Below are 14,561 nucleotides of genomic sequence, written 5' to 3' on the forward strand. Positions count from 1 at the left end.
GGCTCAGCGGTTCGGCAGCGTGAACACCGTGAGCTGGCCACCGAGGTTGGTGTAGCTCGACAGAGCGGCGTAGCCGCCGACGGCGCCGAGACCGGCATTGGGGTCGGTCAGGCCAGCCGCGAGGCCGATGCCGGCCCAGCCGCCGACACCCGACAGGATGCCGACATACTGCTTGCCCTTGAACTCGTAGGTCATCACGTTGCCGATGATGCCCGACGGGGTCTTGAACTTGTAGAGTTCCTTGCCCGTCTTCGAGTCGACCGCCTTCAGGTAGCCTTCCAGCGTGCCGTAGAAGACCACGTCGCCGGCCGTGGCGAGCGCGCCGCCCCAAGCCGAGAACTGCTCGGGGTTCGACCACTTGATCTTACCCTTCACGCCGTCCCAGGCGATGAAGTTACCCATGCCGCCATGGCTGTTCGGGGCCGGGTACATCGAGAGCGTAGCACCGACGTAGGGCTGGCCGGGCGTGTAGCTCACCTTGAAGGGCTCGTAATCCATGCAGACGTGGTTGGTCGGCACGTAGAACAGGCTCGTCTTCGGCGAGTAAGCCGCAGGCTGCTGGTCCTTGGTGCCGAGAGCCGCCGGGCAGATGCCCTTCGAGTTCACGTCCTCGCCGTTCTGCTCCGTCGAGTACTTGGCGACGACCTGCGGGCGGCCGTACTCCTTGGACTTGGGATCCATTTCGACGCCGGACGTCCAGTTCACGGCCGGGTCGTATTTCTGGGCAACCAGAAGCTCGCCGGTGGCACGATCAAGCGTATAGCCGAGGCCGTTACGGTCGAAGTGCGTCAGGAGCGGGCGCTCCTTGCCGTCGATCTTCTGATCCGTGAGGATCATTTCGTTGACGCCGTCGAAGTCCCACTCGTCGTGCGGGATCATCTGGTAGACCCACTTGGCCATGCCGGTATCCGGGTTACGCGCCCAGATCGTCATCGACCAACGGTTGTCGCCCGGACGCTGCTTGGCGTTCCAGGTCGAGGGGTTGCCCGAGCCGTAATACATCAGGTCGAGCTTCGGGTCGTAGGAGTACCAGCCCCAGGTGCAACCGCCGCCGGTCTTCCACTGCTCGCCTTCCCAGGTCTTGATCGACGAATCCTTGCCGACCGGCTTCCCGAGAAAGGTGGTCTTCTCGGGGTCGACCAGGATCTGGTCGTCGGTGCCGACGGAATAGCCGCGCCAGACCTTCTTGCCGGTCTTCAGGTCGTAGGCGGTAACGTGGCACTGCACGCCGAACTCGCCGCCGGAGATGCCGACGATGACCTTGTCCTTCACCGGGAGAACGGTGGCGGTGTTGGTCTCACCCTTGGCCGGATCGCCGTTCTTCACCGACCAGTTCACCTTGCCGGTCTTGGCATCGAGCGAGACGACGGTGGTGTCGGCCTGGTGCAGGATGATGGCGTTGTCGGCATAGGCCAGACCACGGTTCACCGTGTCACAGCACATCACCGGAATGACGGCCGGGTCCTGCTTGGGCTCGTACTTCCAGACGATCTTGCTCTCGTTGGCGAGGTCGAGGGCGAAGACGACGTTCGGGAACGGGGTGTGCAGGTACATCATGTTGCCGATCACGAGCGGAGAGCCCTCGTGGCCGCGCAGCACGCCGGTCGAGAAGGTCCAGGCGACCTGGAGATCCTTCACGTTCTTGGCGTTGATCTGGTCGAGCTTCGAATAGCGGGTATTGGCGTAATCGACTGTCTGGATGACCTGCTCGGCGGGGTTGGCGATCCCCTTCAGGACGCTCTCGTTGGCAAGAGCCGGCGCTACCGCCGCGAGTCCTGCACCAAGGGCGAGGCAATGTACCGCTCTCATGAATTTCCTCCGCGATCGATCTCGGTCCCCGGCAGCTCATCTGCCGAAAGGCCGGTCTCTGCTTGCCAAGTTGTTGCCGGCCGTTGCCGGAATCGGCGTCTACCTTTGCGGCTTTACGCCGTCTGCCGATTTCGACGCGTAGCCTTGGAACGGCCGCTCGCCGAGATGCGCATCTCTTTGCCTACGCATTTCTCGAAGAAAGGCAATAATAAACTCATAAGCATGGCGATATGAACACAGATCAACTCAGCATCTGCACCATTCTTATGAGTCAAAATTTCTGGATTGCTCGATCATCATCTGTTTTTTGCCGAATTATCCCAAATTAATTGGGATCATTATTCTTTACACCCGACCTCATCCTCGGTTGACAGCGGATCGACACGATCTATTCTCATCGGCGTTTGCGACTGGATCGAATGGATTGCCGCGGCAACCGCTGTCGGAAATCCTTTTCAATCGACGGCGAAGTCTATCCGGACTTCGCCGTTTTTCTTTGTCTGTACTTGCGCGGGATCGGGATGACGCTTCGCTTGGCCGGGCAACGACGCGTGGCGATCGTCGCCCTTCCCCTGGCCGCGCTGCTGGCCGGCGCGATGCCGGCCCGGTCTCAGAAAGTCGAAGACGGATCGGATGCCGCGATCGGGCCGGCGGCGGCTCGCACGGTGCTCGACCTGATCAAGCAGCGCTTCGGGTCGCTCGATCCGAAGGTGTCGGTACTGCGCAAGGCCAAGGGCGCGTGGATTTGCGGCTCCGTGAACGTCAAGAACCGCGAGGGGCTCTATTCCGGCGAGCGGGGCTTCGTCGCCGATCTCTCCAACGGGTTCTTCGGGCGCGTTCCCGACGGGCCGGAGATGCTGAGTTCGCGCTCGGAGGGTTTCGAGGAGCGCGAGCGCGTCAGGCAGCTCTATTTCGACCTGTGCCTGGATTGATCGGACCGCAAGGCAACAGGTGCCAGAACCCGTCACGGCCCAGCCCACGCCCGGTGGACATGGCCTCCGGAACCGGGCTTTGATCGGCGGGACGAGGTGCCGTACGACGTCGGCAGCGGCCTCGTGCGCCAATCGGAAAGCGGGATGAAGATCGAGATCGTCCTCGGCGAGGTCGTGCTGAAAGGGGCTCGCGCCGAGCCCGCTCTCATGGACATCGAGGAGCTTCTGGCGACCCGGCTGCTGGTCCAGGGCAATTCCGGCTCGGGCAAGTCGCACCTGCTGATGCGGTTGCTCGAACAGAGCGCCGGCAAGGTCCAGCAGGTCATCGTCGACCCGGAAGGGGATTTCGTTTCGCTCGCCGAGCGCTATGGCCACGTCGTGATCGACGCGCGCCGCAGCGATGCCGAAATCGAGACCATCGCGCTGCGCGTGCGCCAGTCCCGCGTTTCGGCGGTGCTCGACCTGCAGAACCTCGAGGTCGAGGGCCAGATGCGGGCCGCCGGCATCTTCCTCAATGCTCTGTTCGACGCCGACCGCGAGCACTGGCATCCGGCCCTCGTGGTGGTGGACGAGGTGCAGCTCTTCGCGCCCGTCGAGAAGGGCGAGTTTTCGGAGGATGCGCGCCGGCTCTCCCTCGGCGCAATGACCAACCTGATGTGCCGCGGCCGCAAGCGCGGCCTCGCCGGCATCATCGCGACGCAGCGCCTCGCCAAGGTCGCCAAGAACGTCGCCGCGGAAGCCTCGAACTTCCTAATGGGCCGCACCTTCCTCGACATCGACATGGCGCGGGCCGGCGACCTGCTCGGCATGGACCGGCGCTCGACGGACATGTTCCGCGACCTCGGCCGCGGCCACTTCATGGCGCTCGGGCCGGCGCTCTACCGGCGCCCGACTCAGCTCCATGTCGGCGAGGTTGCGCTGCGCGCGCTCGGCGCAGCGCCGAAGCTCACACCACCGCCGAGCGAGGTGTCGCTCGAGGAGCGTGAGGCGCTGCTCGCGCCGGTGCCGATGACGGCGCCCCGTCCGGTGGCGGAGCGACGGGCCGCGGCACTGCCGCCGCCCTCGGTCAACGACATGCTGGCTCGCATTGCCGAGCGGCGCGAGGCCGACGAGGAGGAGCACGCGCCGATCCCCGGCATGCCGCCGGAGGGGCGCGAGGCGGCCTTGCGCGCCATCGTCCAGGAGATCGCCGCCAATCCCGACAACGCCTTCGCGGACGAGCAGACGCTGTTCAACGCCTATTCCTACGCGCACCGCTTCAAGCGGCTGCCGGGCGCTGCCAACCGCGACGAGTTCCGGCGCCTGCTGGTGCTCGCCAAGGCGGGCGGAGACACCACGGACGCCTCCGACGAGCGCTGGCAGCAGGCACTCATGGTGGCGGAAGAGGTGCCGGTGGAGGACCGCACGCTGTTCCTGCTCTTCGCCCGCGCCGCGATGAACCGCCACGAATGCCCGGCCGATGCCACCGTGGCGCGAATCTGCGGCACGCGTTCGGCGGGGCGGGCGCGGGGGATGATCTCGTTCCTTGAGCGCAAGGGCCACATCGCGGTGCGCTCCGGTTTTCGCAACCTGCGCACGGTGGCGATCCCGGCGCTCGGCTGGGAGACGGCGCCCGGCGATCCGAATGCGCCGGACGACCCCTCCGACGAGCCGCGCATGGCCGCGGAGTAGGGGGCACGGCGCTCTCCTCCCCCTTGCGGAGCTTTTTTGCGCGGCGCTGTCGGCAGCGGCTAGGCTCGCCCGTCCTCAGGGGGAATCGGGTCAGACACCATGCTCTACGCCATCCTTTGCTATCACGACGAGAACGCGGTCTGCGGCTGGAGCCGGGAGCAGGACGAGGCTGTCATGGGCCGGCTCATGGGCATTCAGGACAGGCTCGCCCGCGAGGGCAAGCTCGGCCCTGTGGCCCGTCTGATGCCCACCACCGCCGCCACGACTCTCCGCAAGGACCGAGACCCGCCGCTCGTCGTCGACGGCCCCTTCGCCGAGACCAAGGAGCAGTTGCTCGGCTTCTACCTCGTCGAGGTGGCGGGGCTGGAGGAGGCGCTGGCGATCGCTCGGGAACTCGGCGAGGCCAATCCCGGCGGCGCCCATGAGGTCCGGCCGGTGGGCTATGCCCATATGGGCGATCCGGCCAAGGCGATCACGTCATGAGCGACCTCGACTGGATCGAGCAGGCGCTGACCGGCGCGCGACCCGTCGCGGTGGCCGCCCTGCTGCGCTATTTTCGCGATCTCGACACCGCCGAGGAAGCCTTTCAGGAGGCCTGTCTCAGGGCGCTGTCGAACTGGCCGAAGAACGGGCCGCCGCGCGACACCGCCGCCTGGCTGATCATGGTCGGGCGCAATGCCGGGGTCGACGCCGCGCGCAAGCGCAGCCGGCTTGAGGCCCTGCCCGACGAGGAAAAACTCTCGGATCTGGAGGACGCCGAGGGCGCGCTCGCCGAGCGGCTCGACGGCTCACAGTACCGCGACGACATCCTGCGGCTGCTCTTCATCTGCTGCCATCCGGACCTGCCGCGCACCGGGCAGATCGCTCTGGCGCTCCGCATCGTCTCGGGCCTCTCGGTGGCCCGCATCGCCAGCGCCTTCCTGGTCGGCGAGAGCGCCATGGAGCAGCGTATCACCCGGGCGAAGGGCAGGGTGGCCAAGGCCGACGTGCCCTTCGAGGCGCCCGGCCCGGCCGAGCGCAGCGAGCGGCTATCGGCGGTCGCAGCGATGCTCTACCTGGTCTTCAACGAGGGCTATTCCGCCGGTTTCGACCAGACCGAAGCGCGCGCGCCGCTCTGCGACGAGGCGATCCGACTGACACGCCTTCTGCTGCGCATCTTCCCGACCGAGCCCGAGATCATGGGCCTGCTTGCCCTGATGTTGCTGCAGCATTCTCGCACCGCCGCCCGCTTCGATGCGGAGGGCGCGCTCGTGCTCCTGGAGGATCAGGACCGCACGGCCTGGGACCGGCCGATGATCGGGGAGGGGCTGGCGCTCCTCGACAAGGCGATGCGCCACAACCGGCCGGGCCCCTACCAGATCCAGGCGGCAGTCGCCGCGCTCCACGCTCGCGCCAGGACGGCCACCGAGACCGACTGGCCGCAGATCGATCATCTCTATGCGAGCCTCGAATTGATGCAGCCCTCGCCCGTGGTGACGCTCAACCGGGCGGTGGCGGTGTTCAAGGCGCGCGGGGCAGGGGATGCCCTCGCCCTGATCGAGCCGCTGGAGAAGGATCTGGCGGGCTATTTCTACTTCCACGGCGCGCGGGGCGCCTTCCTGAAGGACCTCGGCCGCCGCGAAGAGGCGAGAGAAAGCTTCGACCGAGCCATCGCGCTCGCCGGCACGGCGGCGGAGGCGGCCTATATCCGAACGCAGCTCGACGGGTTGGGTGGGTACGGAAAGCGGGCCGCGAGCTAGCGCGGCGCGCGCTCGGCGAAATCGTCCTGGAATTCTTTCAGCTCGACCGCGTTGAGATCGGACACCGCCCAGAAGGTCAGCCCAGCCTGCTGCCAGCCGAGGATGTTGTAGCCCTCGATTGCGCCTGCCTTCGGCGCATGGCCGCCCGACGGCCACAGGAACAAATTGATGACGTGCTTGTGCCGCTTGTAGATCAGCGCGGCCACCACTCGGCCATCGACGTAATCGAGCCGGCCGCCGACGAGGGGAAAGCCCTGGTCGGCGAGATCGACGACCGGTGGCGCGAAGTCGATCTTGCCCAGGAACCACGGTTTGACCGTGTGCTGGTCCGAAGTCTGAACGTCGGTCAGGTGGCTCGCCAGCAGCGAGCGGACATGGCCGGCGACGAGCTGCTTCGAAACGTCGTTGCCCTCGTCCGGCCGTGTCACCATGACCGCGAGGGCGACGCTGGCCGCGAGTGCGAGACCGCTCGGCAGGGCGGCCCAGCCGCTCGCCGCATCGCGCAGCCGCGAGAGCCAACCGCGATCGGGCGCCGGCCGCACGGGAGCCCGGTATCCTTCTTCCTGGGCGAGCGAGGCGATGATCCTCGTGCGCAGTTCGTCGGGAGCGCGCCAGGCGATGCCGTCGCCTGCCAGCGCGGCGCGGAGATCGCGCAGCTGCGCCAGCTCCGCCGTGCAGGCCGGGCAATCGGCAATATGAGCCTCGCAGCGCAGGGTGTTGGCGACGTCGAGTTCGCCATCGACGAGGGCATGGAGCAGGACGGATTCGGCACAGGGGGAGGCAGGGTCGCGCGTCATGGCCGCTCCTCGCCGCTGCGGCCGCGCCAGGCCTCGCCGAGCATCTGTCTCGCCCGGGCGAGCCGCGACATGACCGTGCCGATCGGCGTCGCCGTGATGTCGGCGATCTGCTTGTAGGAGAGGTCGTCGAACTCGCGCAGGACCAGCACCTCGCGAAACGCCTCCGGCAGCGCCTCGATCAGCCGGCGGATCAGTCCTGCCTCGCTATCGCGCAGCAGCGCGGATTCCGGCGTGTCCTGATCGGGATCGAAGAGCTCTCGATCTGGCGTCTCGGCCTCGTCCCCCGGCTGTGCGGCCGGAACCAACGGCTCGCAAAGCGCCCGCGCCCGGCTTCGCTCGACGGCCCAGCTGCGCACGCAGTTTCGCACGATCGTCAGCAGCCACGCCCGGGCATCGCCGCCGCGGAACCCGTCGAAGGCCCGGAAGGCACGCAGGAAGGCGTCCTGCACGATGTCATCGGCGGCATCCGCGTCGCGGGTCAGGAAGCGGGCGAGGTTGTAGGCGGCATCGAGATGCGGAAGCATCGTCTCTTGGAAGCCCGTCGGCGACGGCGCAGCATGAGCACTTGCCCCCGACCGCGTCGAAGCTCCCGAAAAGACGGCGCTCTCGGCGACTTTCATGGCGAAGGCCAGCCCGGACACAACGCGCCGCGCGATGGTGTCGAGCCAGACGTGGATGGGCAGGACGGAGGTCGAGACCCCGCCGGACCATCCGGCCTCCATCAGCGCGTCCGCTCTCACGTGACCGCTCCCGCATCTGGCATCGCCGAGATCATGCCGACTCAGCCCGCCGGGGCCTTCACGACGACCTTGCCGGTCATGTGCGGGTGCAACGAGCAGAAGTAAGGATACTCCCCCGGCGCATCGAAGGTGAAGCTGTAACGGTCGTCGGTATCGAGCGTCTTCGAGCGGAAGAGCTTGGATTGCGAGACCACCGTGTGGGGGATGTCGTCACCGTTGATCCATGTCACCGCCGTGCCCGGTGCCACGGTCACCGTCTCCGGGCCGAAGGTGAAATTGTCGATGCGGATGGTGACGGTCTCGCCGGCCATCGCACCCGAGGCCGGGGTCAGGGCGGCGAGTGGAACAGCGAGGGCCGCGGCGAGCTGGCGCCGGATATGGGAGCGTATGAGGGCAGATGCCAAGGTCATGGCGGACTCCTGATCTCGGGGAAGGGGGCGCCGTCAGCCGGCGAGCGGCGTGTCGATCACCGCGAGCGGTTCGTTGCCGTGCACGAGGCTGACGCTGGCGATGCCGAGGTACTGACGCAGCTCGCCGGGCTGCACCTTCATCGGTCCTGGCGAGGGCGCGCTGCCTGGAGCCGGCTGCGGAAAGGCTGTCGAGCGCGCGGTGTGGAAGGCGACAGTGCCCTCGACCTTCTGGATGATCTGGTGGATGTGCCCGTTCAGCACCGTCACCGAACCGAACCGCTTCAGCAGCCCCAGGGCACGGGCCCCATCCTGCGTGCCCCAGCCCCATTCGGGATAGACCGTCCAGAGCGGGATATGCGCGAAGACGACGACCGGCGTGCTCGACGAAAGCCCCGCAACGTCCTTCTCCAACCAGTCGAGCTGGTCGGCGCCGAGATTGCCGAGGCCGCCAGCCTTCAGCTCGACGACGTTGACGAGGCCGATGAAGTGCACGCCGTTCTGGTCGAAGCTGTACCAGCCGGCGCCGCGTGAGCCCTTGCCGTACCGGTCGAGATAGGCGCGGCCCGGCTCATCATCGAGCAGGTCGTGCTCGCCGGGCACGTAGAACATCGGCACGCCGGTCTCGCGCAGGATCTGGTCGGCATCGTCGAACTCCTTGTCCTTCGACAGGTGGCTGATGTCGCCCGTGTGGATGATGAAGGACGGTTTCTGCGGGAGCGTGCGGATCTTCTCGACCGCCTCGCGCAGGGTGCCCAGCGCATCCGGGTTGGCCGGCTTGTTGAAGCCGACATGGCTGTCGCTGATCTGCAGGAAGCTGAAGGGCGCTGGCGACGCGTCGGCCGCCAGCGCCCGCTCCAGCCCCATGGCGCGCGGAAGCCCCCCGCCGAGCGTCCAGAGGAGGCCGGTGCCGGCCCAGACCATGCATTCGAGCGCACCGCGGCGGCTCGGCCGTGACGGATCATCGTTCGCGTCCGTGGGATCGTGCATGGTCTGGCTCCGCTCCGGGGACCGAGGCGTCCCTCGCGGATCCAGACCGGCGGATCGTCACGGTTATTCCCGGCCCCGCGAAATTATTTTTGGTTTCTGACGACCACATACGCGCGCGAGCCAGCGTATTTTCAGCCGATACTCGATTTTTTATTGTGAAGCCGGGAATAAAGCGACGCGACGACAGGTCTTGCTGCCGTGAGAGGCCGAGAGCCCCTCGTCGAGAGCCAGCACAGCCAAAGCTTCGAAGAGTATTCGAACCGCGGGAGACAAGATCTGGCGCAAGGCCGGATCACACGCTTCCACGGACCGGCGACGGCTGGCCGTCATTCAGGAGAGACACCATGACGAACCATCGCCTCACCCGCACGGCCGCTGCCCTGCTCGTTCTGCTGCCGGTCGCCGTCTCGCCGGCCCTGGCCGCCCATCGCCACGCCCCGCGCGTGACCGGCGTTCCGACCACCTACGACACCCTCGGCTCGGCCGATCCCGATCGGACGGGCAGCATCCGCTCGACCGGCGGTTTCGGCTTCCCCGGCCGCTCGATGAGGAGCAGCACGCTCGGCAATGCCGAGTTCCCGGAGCGCGATCCGATTGCCCAGAATCTCGGCACGACCTCGGGCGGCGGCTTCTGACCGAGGATCTCCGCAGAAAATCAGGCTCGGACCATGCGGCAATCCCCGCCGCATGGTCCGAGCCGGCCGCGCTTGTCGGAACTGAGCCACGATTTCTTCGCCGTGCCCTGTCGGAACGGCGACGCTTCGACCGTCCTCGGGATATCAATCGGCAGAGGCGGCGCGAGCCGCCCGCACCATCCGAGGGGCATCACCATGTCGACAGCACAGCAGCCCGAGATTAACTCACGGGCCATGACGGTCACCGGCCGCATCATGAGCGGCCTCGTCATCGTGTTCCTGCTGTTCGATGGCGCCATCAAGCTGATTCCGATCGCTCCGGTCACCGAGACCATGCTGGCGCTGGGCTGGCCGGCGAGCGTGGAGATGGCGCGCGGGCTCGGCGTGCTGACGCTGATCTGCACTTTGCTCTACGCGACGCCGCGGACCTCGGTGCTCGGAGCGATCCTGCTTACCGGGTATCTCGGCGGAGCGATGGCGACGCATCTGCGCGTCGGCAGCCCCGTGTTCAGCCATCTGCTGTTCGGGCTCTATCTCGGGCTGCTGGCTTGGGGCGGCCTCTACCTGCGCGACGCTCGGCTGCGCACGCTGATTCCGATTCGCCTCTGAGATTCCGAAAGCAGGCTGTCGGGATTCTCAAACCTCGGACGTTCTTCAGGGAGACACCCACGTCACCGGAGGAGAACCACGATGAGCGAGCCCACCATCATCGTCACCCGCGAGACCTGGCTCGAGGCCCGTAAGGCGCTGCTGGCGCAGGAGCGCGATCTCACCCACAGGCGCGATGCGCTCAGCGCCGCCCGGCGCGACCTGCCCTGGGTCAAGGTCGACAAGGACTACGTCTTCGAATCGCCCGAAGGGCCGAAGCATCTCGGCGACCTGTTCGAGGGGCGCAGCCAGCTCGCAATCTACCACTTCATGCTGACGCCCGGCTCGGACCACATCTGCCCGGGCTGCTCCTTCGTCGCCGACCACGTCGACGCCGCCCGCCAGCATTTCGAGCAGGCCGACCTCGCCTTCTGCGCGGTTTCGCGAGCGCCGCTTGAGCATATCGAGGAAGTGAAGCGGCGGCTCGGCTGGACTTTCCGCTGGGTCTCGTCCGGCCGAAATTCGTTCAACTACGATTTCGGCGTGTCCTTCGGCTCGGACGAGCCGGGACGGGTCGTGAGCTACAATTACGGCGACGAGCCTTCGACCGCGCCCGATCTGCCCGGAGCGAGCCTGTTCATCCGCAACGCCGCCGGCGATATCTTCCATACCTACTCGACTTACGCGCGTGGCCTCGAAACGCTGGTCGGCGCCTTCAACTGGCTCGACCTCGCGCCGAAGGGCCGCAACGAGCAGGGCACCATGAGCTGGGTGAAGCTGCACGATCAGTACGATGGCAGCCGGGCAAAGGGATCCTGCTGCACCTGACGGGCACAAGGGCTTCGGGCGCGGCATGGCAGGCCCGAGCCCACCCGTCTGGGGCGACGACCAAGCTCGGCCTATAGCCGTTCCGTCGTCGCCGAATGGCGGACCCCGCGAGATCTCATGCGCGATAGCTCGATCGATGCCGGCCTGGGCCAGGGACAGGCGACGCCATGCGCCTGAGCCTGCGCAGCGTGCTGTTCCGCTTGCACTGGGCGCTCGGCCTCACCGCCGGGCTGGTCCTGGCCCTGATGGGCGCGACAGGCGCGATGATGAGCTACGAAGAGTCGATCACCGACCTCCTCAACCCCGGCCGCGCAGCGGTCGCGGTGAGCCAGCGACCGACCCTCGGGCCGGACGCCCTGATGGCGGGACTCGCCGCTCAGAATGCAAGGCTGCGGGTCAGCTCCCTGACGTTGTCGGCCGAGCCGGGAACGGCGGTGTGGGCGCGTTTCGCCGCCGACGCCTCGGGCAAGCGCCCGGCTTCCGTGTTTCTCGATCCCTATACGGGGGCCGTCCTGGGCGAGGTGACCGGCGAGGCCGCCTTCGCGACGATCCGCGAGCTGCACCGCTGGCTCCTGATTCCCGGGCAGGGCAAGGGCTGGGGCCGAACCATCACCGGCGCCTGCGGGCTGACCCTGCTCGTCTTCCTCGCCACCGGCCTCTACCTGCGCTGGCCGAAGATCCACCGCTGGCGGATCTGGCTCAAGCCGCAGCTCGCCCGGCCAGGACGCCCACGGTGGTGGTCCCTCCACGCCGTACTCGGCACTTGGCTGATGCCGGTCTACCTGATCATCATCCTCTCGGGGCTGTGCTGGTCCTATGACTGGTACCGAACCGGCGCCACTTGGCTCCTGACGGGTAAGCCCCCCGCTGCAAGAGCCGATCGCCCGGCGCGCCGCAATATCGACGGACCGATGGCGCTCGACGCCGCCTGGAAGACGTTTCAGGACGGCGAGGGCAGGGACGCCGGGACTGCACTCATGATGATTCCCGGGCCTCAGGACGCCGCGATCCGAATCCGCTGGTACGCTCGCCATGCCGTGCAGAAGGCGCGTAACGAGATCAGCTTCGATCGCGTCACCGGAGCGCTGATCGAGAGTGCCCGCGACGCGGACAAGCCCTTCGGCCAGCGCATCGCCGACAACATGCTCGCGGTGCACCGCGGCCAGTTCTTCGGTGCTCCCTTCACGCTGCTCTTCGCCTTGGCGGCCCTGGCGATGCCGCTCTTCGCGGCCACCGGCATCACCCTCTACGTGCTGCGCCGGCGCGCAGGGCGGCGGAACCGGGCGCCGGCCAGGATCGCCGAGCCCGCGCTCTTGAGGACGGGCAGGGGAGCGGTTACCTCTTCACAGGGTCCGTAACGCCCGAGCTTCCGGCAGCCCTCCGGTCCAGAGTTTTTCCCGTGGCGCCAACCATCTCGCCGATCCCGGATCCCGAGCCCCTCCCCACGAAGAAGAGGGTGAGCGCGCGTGGGCGCCTGCGCACCTACTTTCTCACCGGCATCATCGTCGCCGGGCCTCTGGCGATCACGATCTACATCACCTGGTGGATCATCGCGCTGATCGACGGATGGGTGAAGCCGCTGGTGCCGGCGAGCTACCTGCCCGACCACTACCTGCCCTTCTCGATTCCCGGCCTCGGTCTCGTCATCGCCTTCGTCGCGGTGACGCTGCTCGGATTCCTGACGGCGAACCTCGTCGGGCGCTCGGTGGTGGAGTTCGGCGAAGTGTTGCTGGCGCGCACGCCAGTGATCTCGGGGCTATATCGCGGCCTGCGCCAAATCTTCGAGACGCTGTTCTCGGCCAATGGCACCTCGTTCCGCACCGTCGGGCTCGTCCAGTTCCCGGTGAAGGGGACGTGGTCCGTGGTGTTTCTATCGGCGCCTGCCGGGAGCGAGGTGCAAAGCGCGCTGGCCAAACACGACGGCACTGAGGGCGGACAGGGCAATGACTATGTCGGGGTGTTCCTGCCCTGCGCGCCGAACCCGACCACCGGCTTCTTCTACTACCTGCCGCGCTCCGAGATCATCGAGTTGAACATCAGCGTCGACGAGGCGGCCAAACTCGTCATGTCGGCTGGCGTGATTCAGCCGGAGGATCCACAGGGACGCCTGCATGCGATGGCGGCGGGTCTGCGCTCGGCTCAATCCGAGCAGGACGCGGCCAACGAAAAAGCGCGCCGGGAGCCGGCGCGCCAGAACGCGTGAATCATCGAATTGGGTCGAGGTCGCCCGCTCAGTGATGGATGCTGAGCGAGGCCTTCTCGGCGGCGATGGTCGGCGGGGTCGCCTCGGCCAACTGACCCGTCGAGGGGCGGGATGACGAGCCGGCCCAGTTGGTCGTCAGCTGCGCCGTCAGCAGCAGGGCGAGCACCGCGCAGAGCGCGTTGGCAGCGATCCTGAACGGGCGGGCCGAGAGCCGCACACCCTCCATCAGCTCGTCCGAAGAAGGCGAGGCCGCGATCTTGTCCGAGATCGGCAGCAGCCACGGCTCGCTCGCCAGAGAGTTCGCAGAGCCCATCTCGTGGGCGCCTGGCAGGTCCTGGAACAGTCCGGTAGACATGTCCGATCTCCCGTTTTCATCTGTGGCAGGCCAGTGTGAGTGGCCTTTCGTTCATCTCCAGTTAATCGGGGAATACGTTCATTTCAAGTTCATGAAGGCCACACCGAGTGCACCATTGCACTCAAGCTTGCAGCGAAAATACTTCAAGATCTACGCGCAAGCGACTGTGGTAGCTTCATAAAATAAAACCGTCACAAAGCGAGTTAATCCTCCTGGATGCGGTGTGGGCGCGCAGTCTGCCGCAGGCCGAAGCCCGTTCAGGATCGGGCTTTCTGAACGGGCGACTCAGCGAAGCTGAACGCTCAGCGCGGGGCCGAGACCTCGACGAGCACCCCGTCGAGCAGCGGACAATAGAAGGTCGTCGAGGCGAAGCCGCCGCGGGTGAGGTCCTCGACCGGCCCGGGATTCCAGCCGCCCTCCACGAGTTCGGCGTGCTTGGCGTGAACCTCGGCCGGTGCGTCGACGAAGAAGCCGACATGGAAGCCTTCGGGATAGCACACCGCTGCCTTGCCCGGCCGCATCAGGTTCAGGATGAAGCAGTCGGTTCCGCGCAGGACGGCAAAGTTCGTCCTTGGCTCGCCGAGACGAGCGAAGCCGAAATGCTGTTCGAAAAGCGAGGCCGCGCGGGCGACGTCGCTGGTGCAGATGTTGGCGTGGTTAAGTTTCATGGCAGGCACTCTCGTCCTTCGGTTGCGAGGACGGACCGTGCTGCAGCGCTGACGCCGTGAGACCGGGACCCGCCGAGCACGCGCGCCACCCCAAGGGGCAGCAACGCTGTCCGGCCGCGGGTCCTCCCGCCATCGGCGGTGAACAGAACCCCATCACGGGGCAGCCGGGCTTACCGATCCGGCTCAAGTCTTTTTCGGC

General features: G+C 66.8%; 16 protein-coding genes. 9 read left to right on the forward strand and 7 right to left on the reverse strand.

Going from position 1 to position 14,561, the window contains the following annotated elements; translation table 11 throughout:
• Positions 1 to 3 precede the first annotated feature (3 nt).
• Positions 4 to 1,809, reverse strand: coding sequence for a lanthanide-dependent methanol dehydrogenase XoxF5 (xoxF5, locus tag GGR33_RS11695; protein ID WP_183505298.1), 1,806 nt, complete (start codon positions 1,807 to 1,809; stop codon positions 4 to 6).
• A gap of 551 nt (positions 1,810 to 2,360) precedes the next feature.
• Here xoxF5 and GGR33_RS11700 point away from each other — a divergent pair.
• The 4 genes from GGR33_RS11700 to GGR33_RS11715 all read left to right on the forward strand — a co-directional run bounded on the left by GGR33_RS11700 (position 2,361) and on the right by GGR33_RS11715 (position 6,151).
• Positions 2,361 to 2,741, forward strand: coding sequence for a hypothetical protein (locus GGR33_RS11700; protein WP_343068480.1), 381 nt, complete (start codon positions 2,361 to 2,363; stop codon positions 2,739 to 2,741).
• A 144-nt stretch (positions 2,742 to 2,885) separates the two neighbouring features.
• Entirely contained in the window at positions 2,886 to 4,412 is a 1,527-nt protein-coding gene (locus GGR33_RS11705) for a helicase HerA domain-containing protein (RefSeq protein WP_183505990.1), read from the forward strand.
• 99 nt (positions 4,413 to 4,511) lie between these two features.
• Positions 4,512 to 4,895 carry a YciI family protein gene (locus tag GGR33_RS11710; protein ID WP_183505302.1) on the forward strand — a complete coding sequence of 128 codons (384 nt, stop codon included), beginning with the start codon at positions 4,512 to 4,514 and terminating at the stop codon, positions 4,893 to 4,895.
• The gene (locus tag GGR33_RS11715; protein WP_183505304.1) at positions 4,892 to 6,151 is read left to right on the forward strand and encodes an RNA polymerase sigma factor; all 1,260 of its coding nucleotides are present in this window, start codon (positions 4,892 to 4,894) and stop codon (positions 6,149 to 6,151) included. The genes GGR33_RS11710 and GGR33_RS11715 overlap by 4 nt, the downstream gene beginning before the upstream one ends.
• Here the strand turns inward: GGR33_RS11715 and GGR33_RS11720 are convergent.
• From GGR33_RS11720 to GGR33_RS11735, 4 genes are read right to left on the reverse strand one after another with little or no spacing between them, the layout of a single operon-like run.
• Positions 6,148 to 6,948, reverse strand: a complete 801-nt coding sequence (locus tag GGR33_RS11720; RefSeq protein ID WP_183505306.1) for an anti-sigma factor family protein — start codon at positions 6,946 to 6,948, stop codon at positions 6,148 to 6,150. The two genes, GGR33_RS11715 and GGR33_RS11720, sit on opposite strands and share 4 nt — an antisense overlap.
• Positions 6,945 to 7,688 (reverse strand): sigma-70 family RNA polymerase sigma factor, encoded by a 744-nt coding sequence (locus GGR33_RS11725; RefSeq protein WP_284211226.1) that lies wholly within the window; start codon positions 7,686 to 7,688, stop codon positions 6,945 to 6,947. Before GGR33_RS11725 ends, GGR33_RS11720 begins: the two co-directional genes overlap by 4 nt.
• Positions 7,689 to 7,729: 41 nt before the next feature.
• Entirely contained in the window at positions 7,730 to 8,098 is a 369-nt protein-coding gene (locus tag GGR33_RS11730; RefSeq protein ID WP_183505307.1) for a cupredoxin domain-containing protein, read from the reverse strand.
• A gap of 33 nt (positions 8,099 to 8,131) precedes the next feature.
• Positions 8,132 to 9,085 (reverse strand): metallophosphoesterase family protein, encoded by a 954-nt coding sequence (locus GGR33_RS11735; protein ID WP_183505309.1) that lies wholly within the window; start codon positions 9,083 to 9,085, stop codon positions 8,132 to 8,134.
• 344 nt (positions 9,086 to 9,429) lie between these two features.
• On the opposite strand from GGR33_RS11735, the gene GGR33_RS11740 reads away from it, so the two are divergent.
• The 5 genes from GGR33_RS11740 (at position 9,430) to GGR33_RS11760 (ending at position 13,339) form a co-directional block, all read left to right on the forward strand.
• A complete protein-coding gene (locus tag GGR33_RS11740; RefSeq protein WP_183506088.1) occupies positions 9,430 to 9,720 on the forward strand; it encodes a hypothetical protein in 291 nt (96 codons plus the stop codon).
• Positions 9,721 to 9,915: 195 nt separating this feature from the next.
• Positions 9,916 to 10,329 carry a DoxX family protein gene (locus GGR33_RS11745; RefSeq protein ID WP_183505311.1) on the forward strand — a complete coding sequence of 138 codons (414 nt, stop codon included), beginning with the start codon at positions 9,916 to 9,918 and terminating at the stop codon, positions 10,327 to 10,329.
• 81 nt (positions 10,330 to 10,410) lie between these two features.
• Positions 10,411 to 11,136, forward strand: a complete 726-nt coding sequence (locus tag GGR33_RS11750) for a DUF899 domain-containing protein (protein ID WP_183505313.1) — start codon at positions 10,411 to 10,413, stop codon at positions 11,134 to 11,136.
• Positions 11,137 to 11,303: 167 nt separating this feature from the next.
• Entirely contained in the window at positions 11,304 to 12,494 is a 1,191-nt protein-coding gene (locus GGR33_RS11755; protein ID WP_183505315.1) for a PepSY-associated TM helix domain-containing protein, read from the forward strand.
• Between the two features lie 41 nt (positions 12,495 to 12,535).
• On the forward strand, positions 12,536 to 13,339 hold the full coding sequence (locus GGR33_RS11760; protein WP_183505316.1) for a DUF502 domain-containing protein: 804 nt from the start codon (positions 12,536 to 12,538) through the stop codon (positions 13,337 to 13,339).
• Positions 13,340 to 13,367: 28 nt separating this feature from the next.
• Here GGR33_RS11760 and GGR33_RS11765 read toward each other — a convergent pair whose 3' ends face one another.
• Complete coding sequence (locus GGR33_RS11765; protein WP_183505318.1) at positions 13,368 to 13,694, reverse strand: hypothetical protein; 327 nt, start codon at positions 13,692 to 13,694, stop codon at positions 13,368 to 13,370.
• Positions 13,695 to 13,996: 302 nt separating this feature from the next.
• Positions 13,997 to 14,362: a VOC family protein gene (locus GGR33_RS11770; protein ID WP_183505320.1), complete on the reverse strand. Its 366-nt coding sequence runs from the start codon at positions 14,360 to 14,362 to the stop codon at positions 13,997 to 13,999.
• Positions 14,363 to 14,561: the final 199 nt, after the last annotated feature.

The organism is Methylobacterium brachythecii (assembly GCF_014196345.1).
In the GTDB taxonomy this organism is placed as follows: domain Bacteria; phylum Pseudomonadota; class Alphaproteobacteria; order Rhizobiales; family Beijerinckiaceae; genus Methylobacterium; species Methylobacterium brachythecii.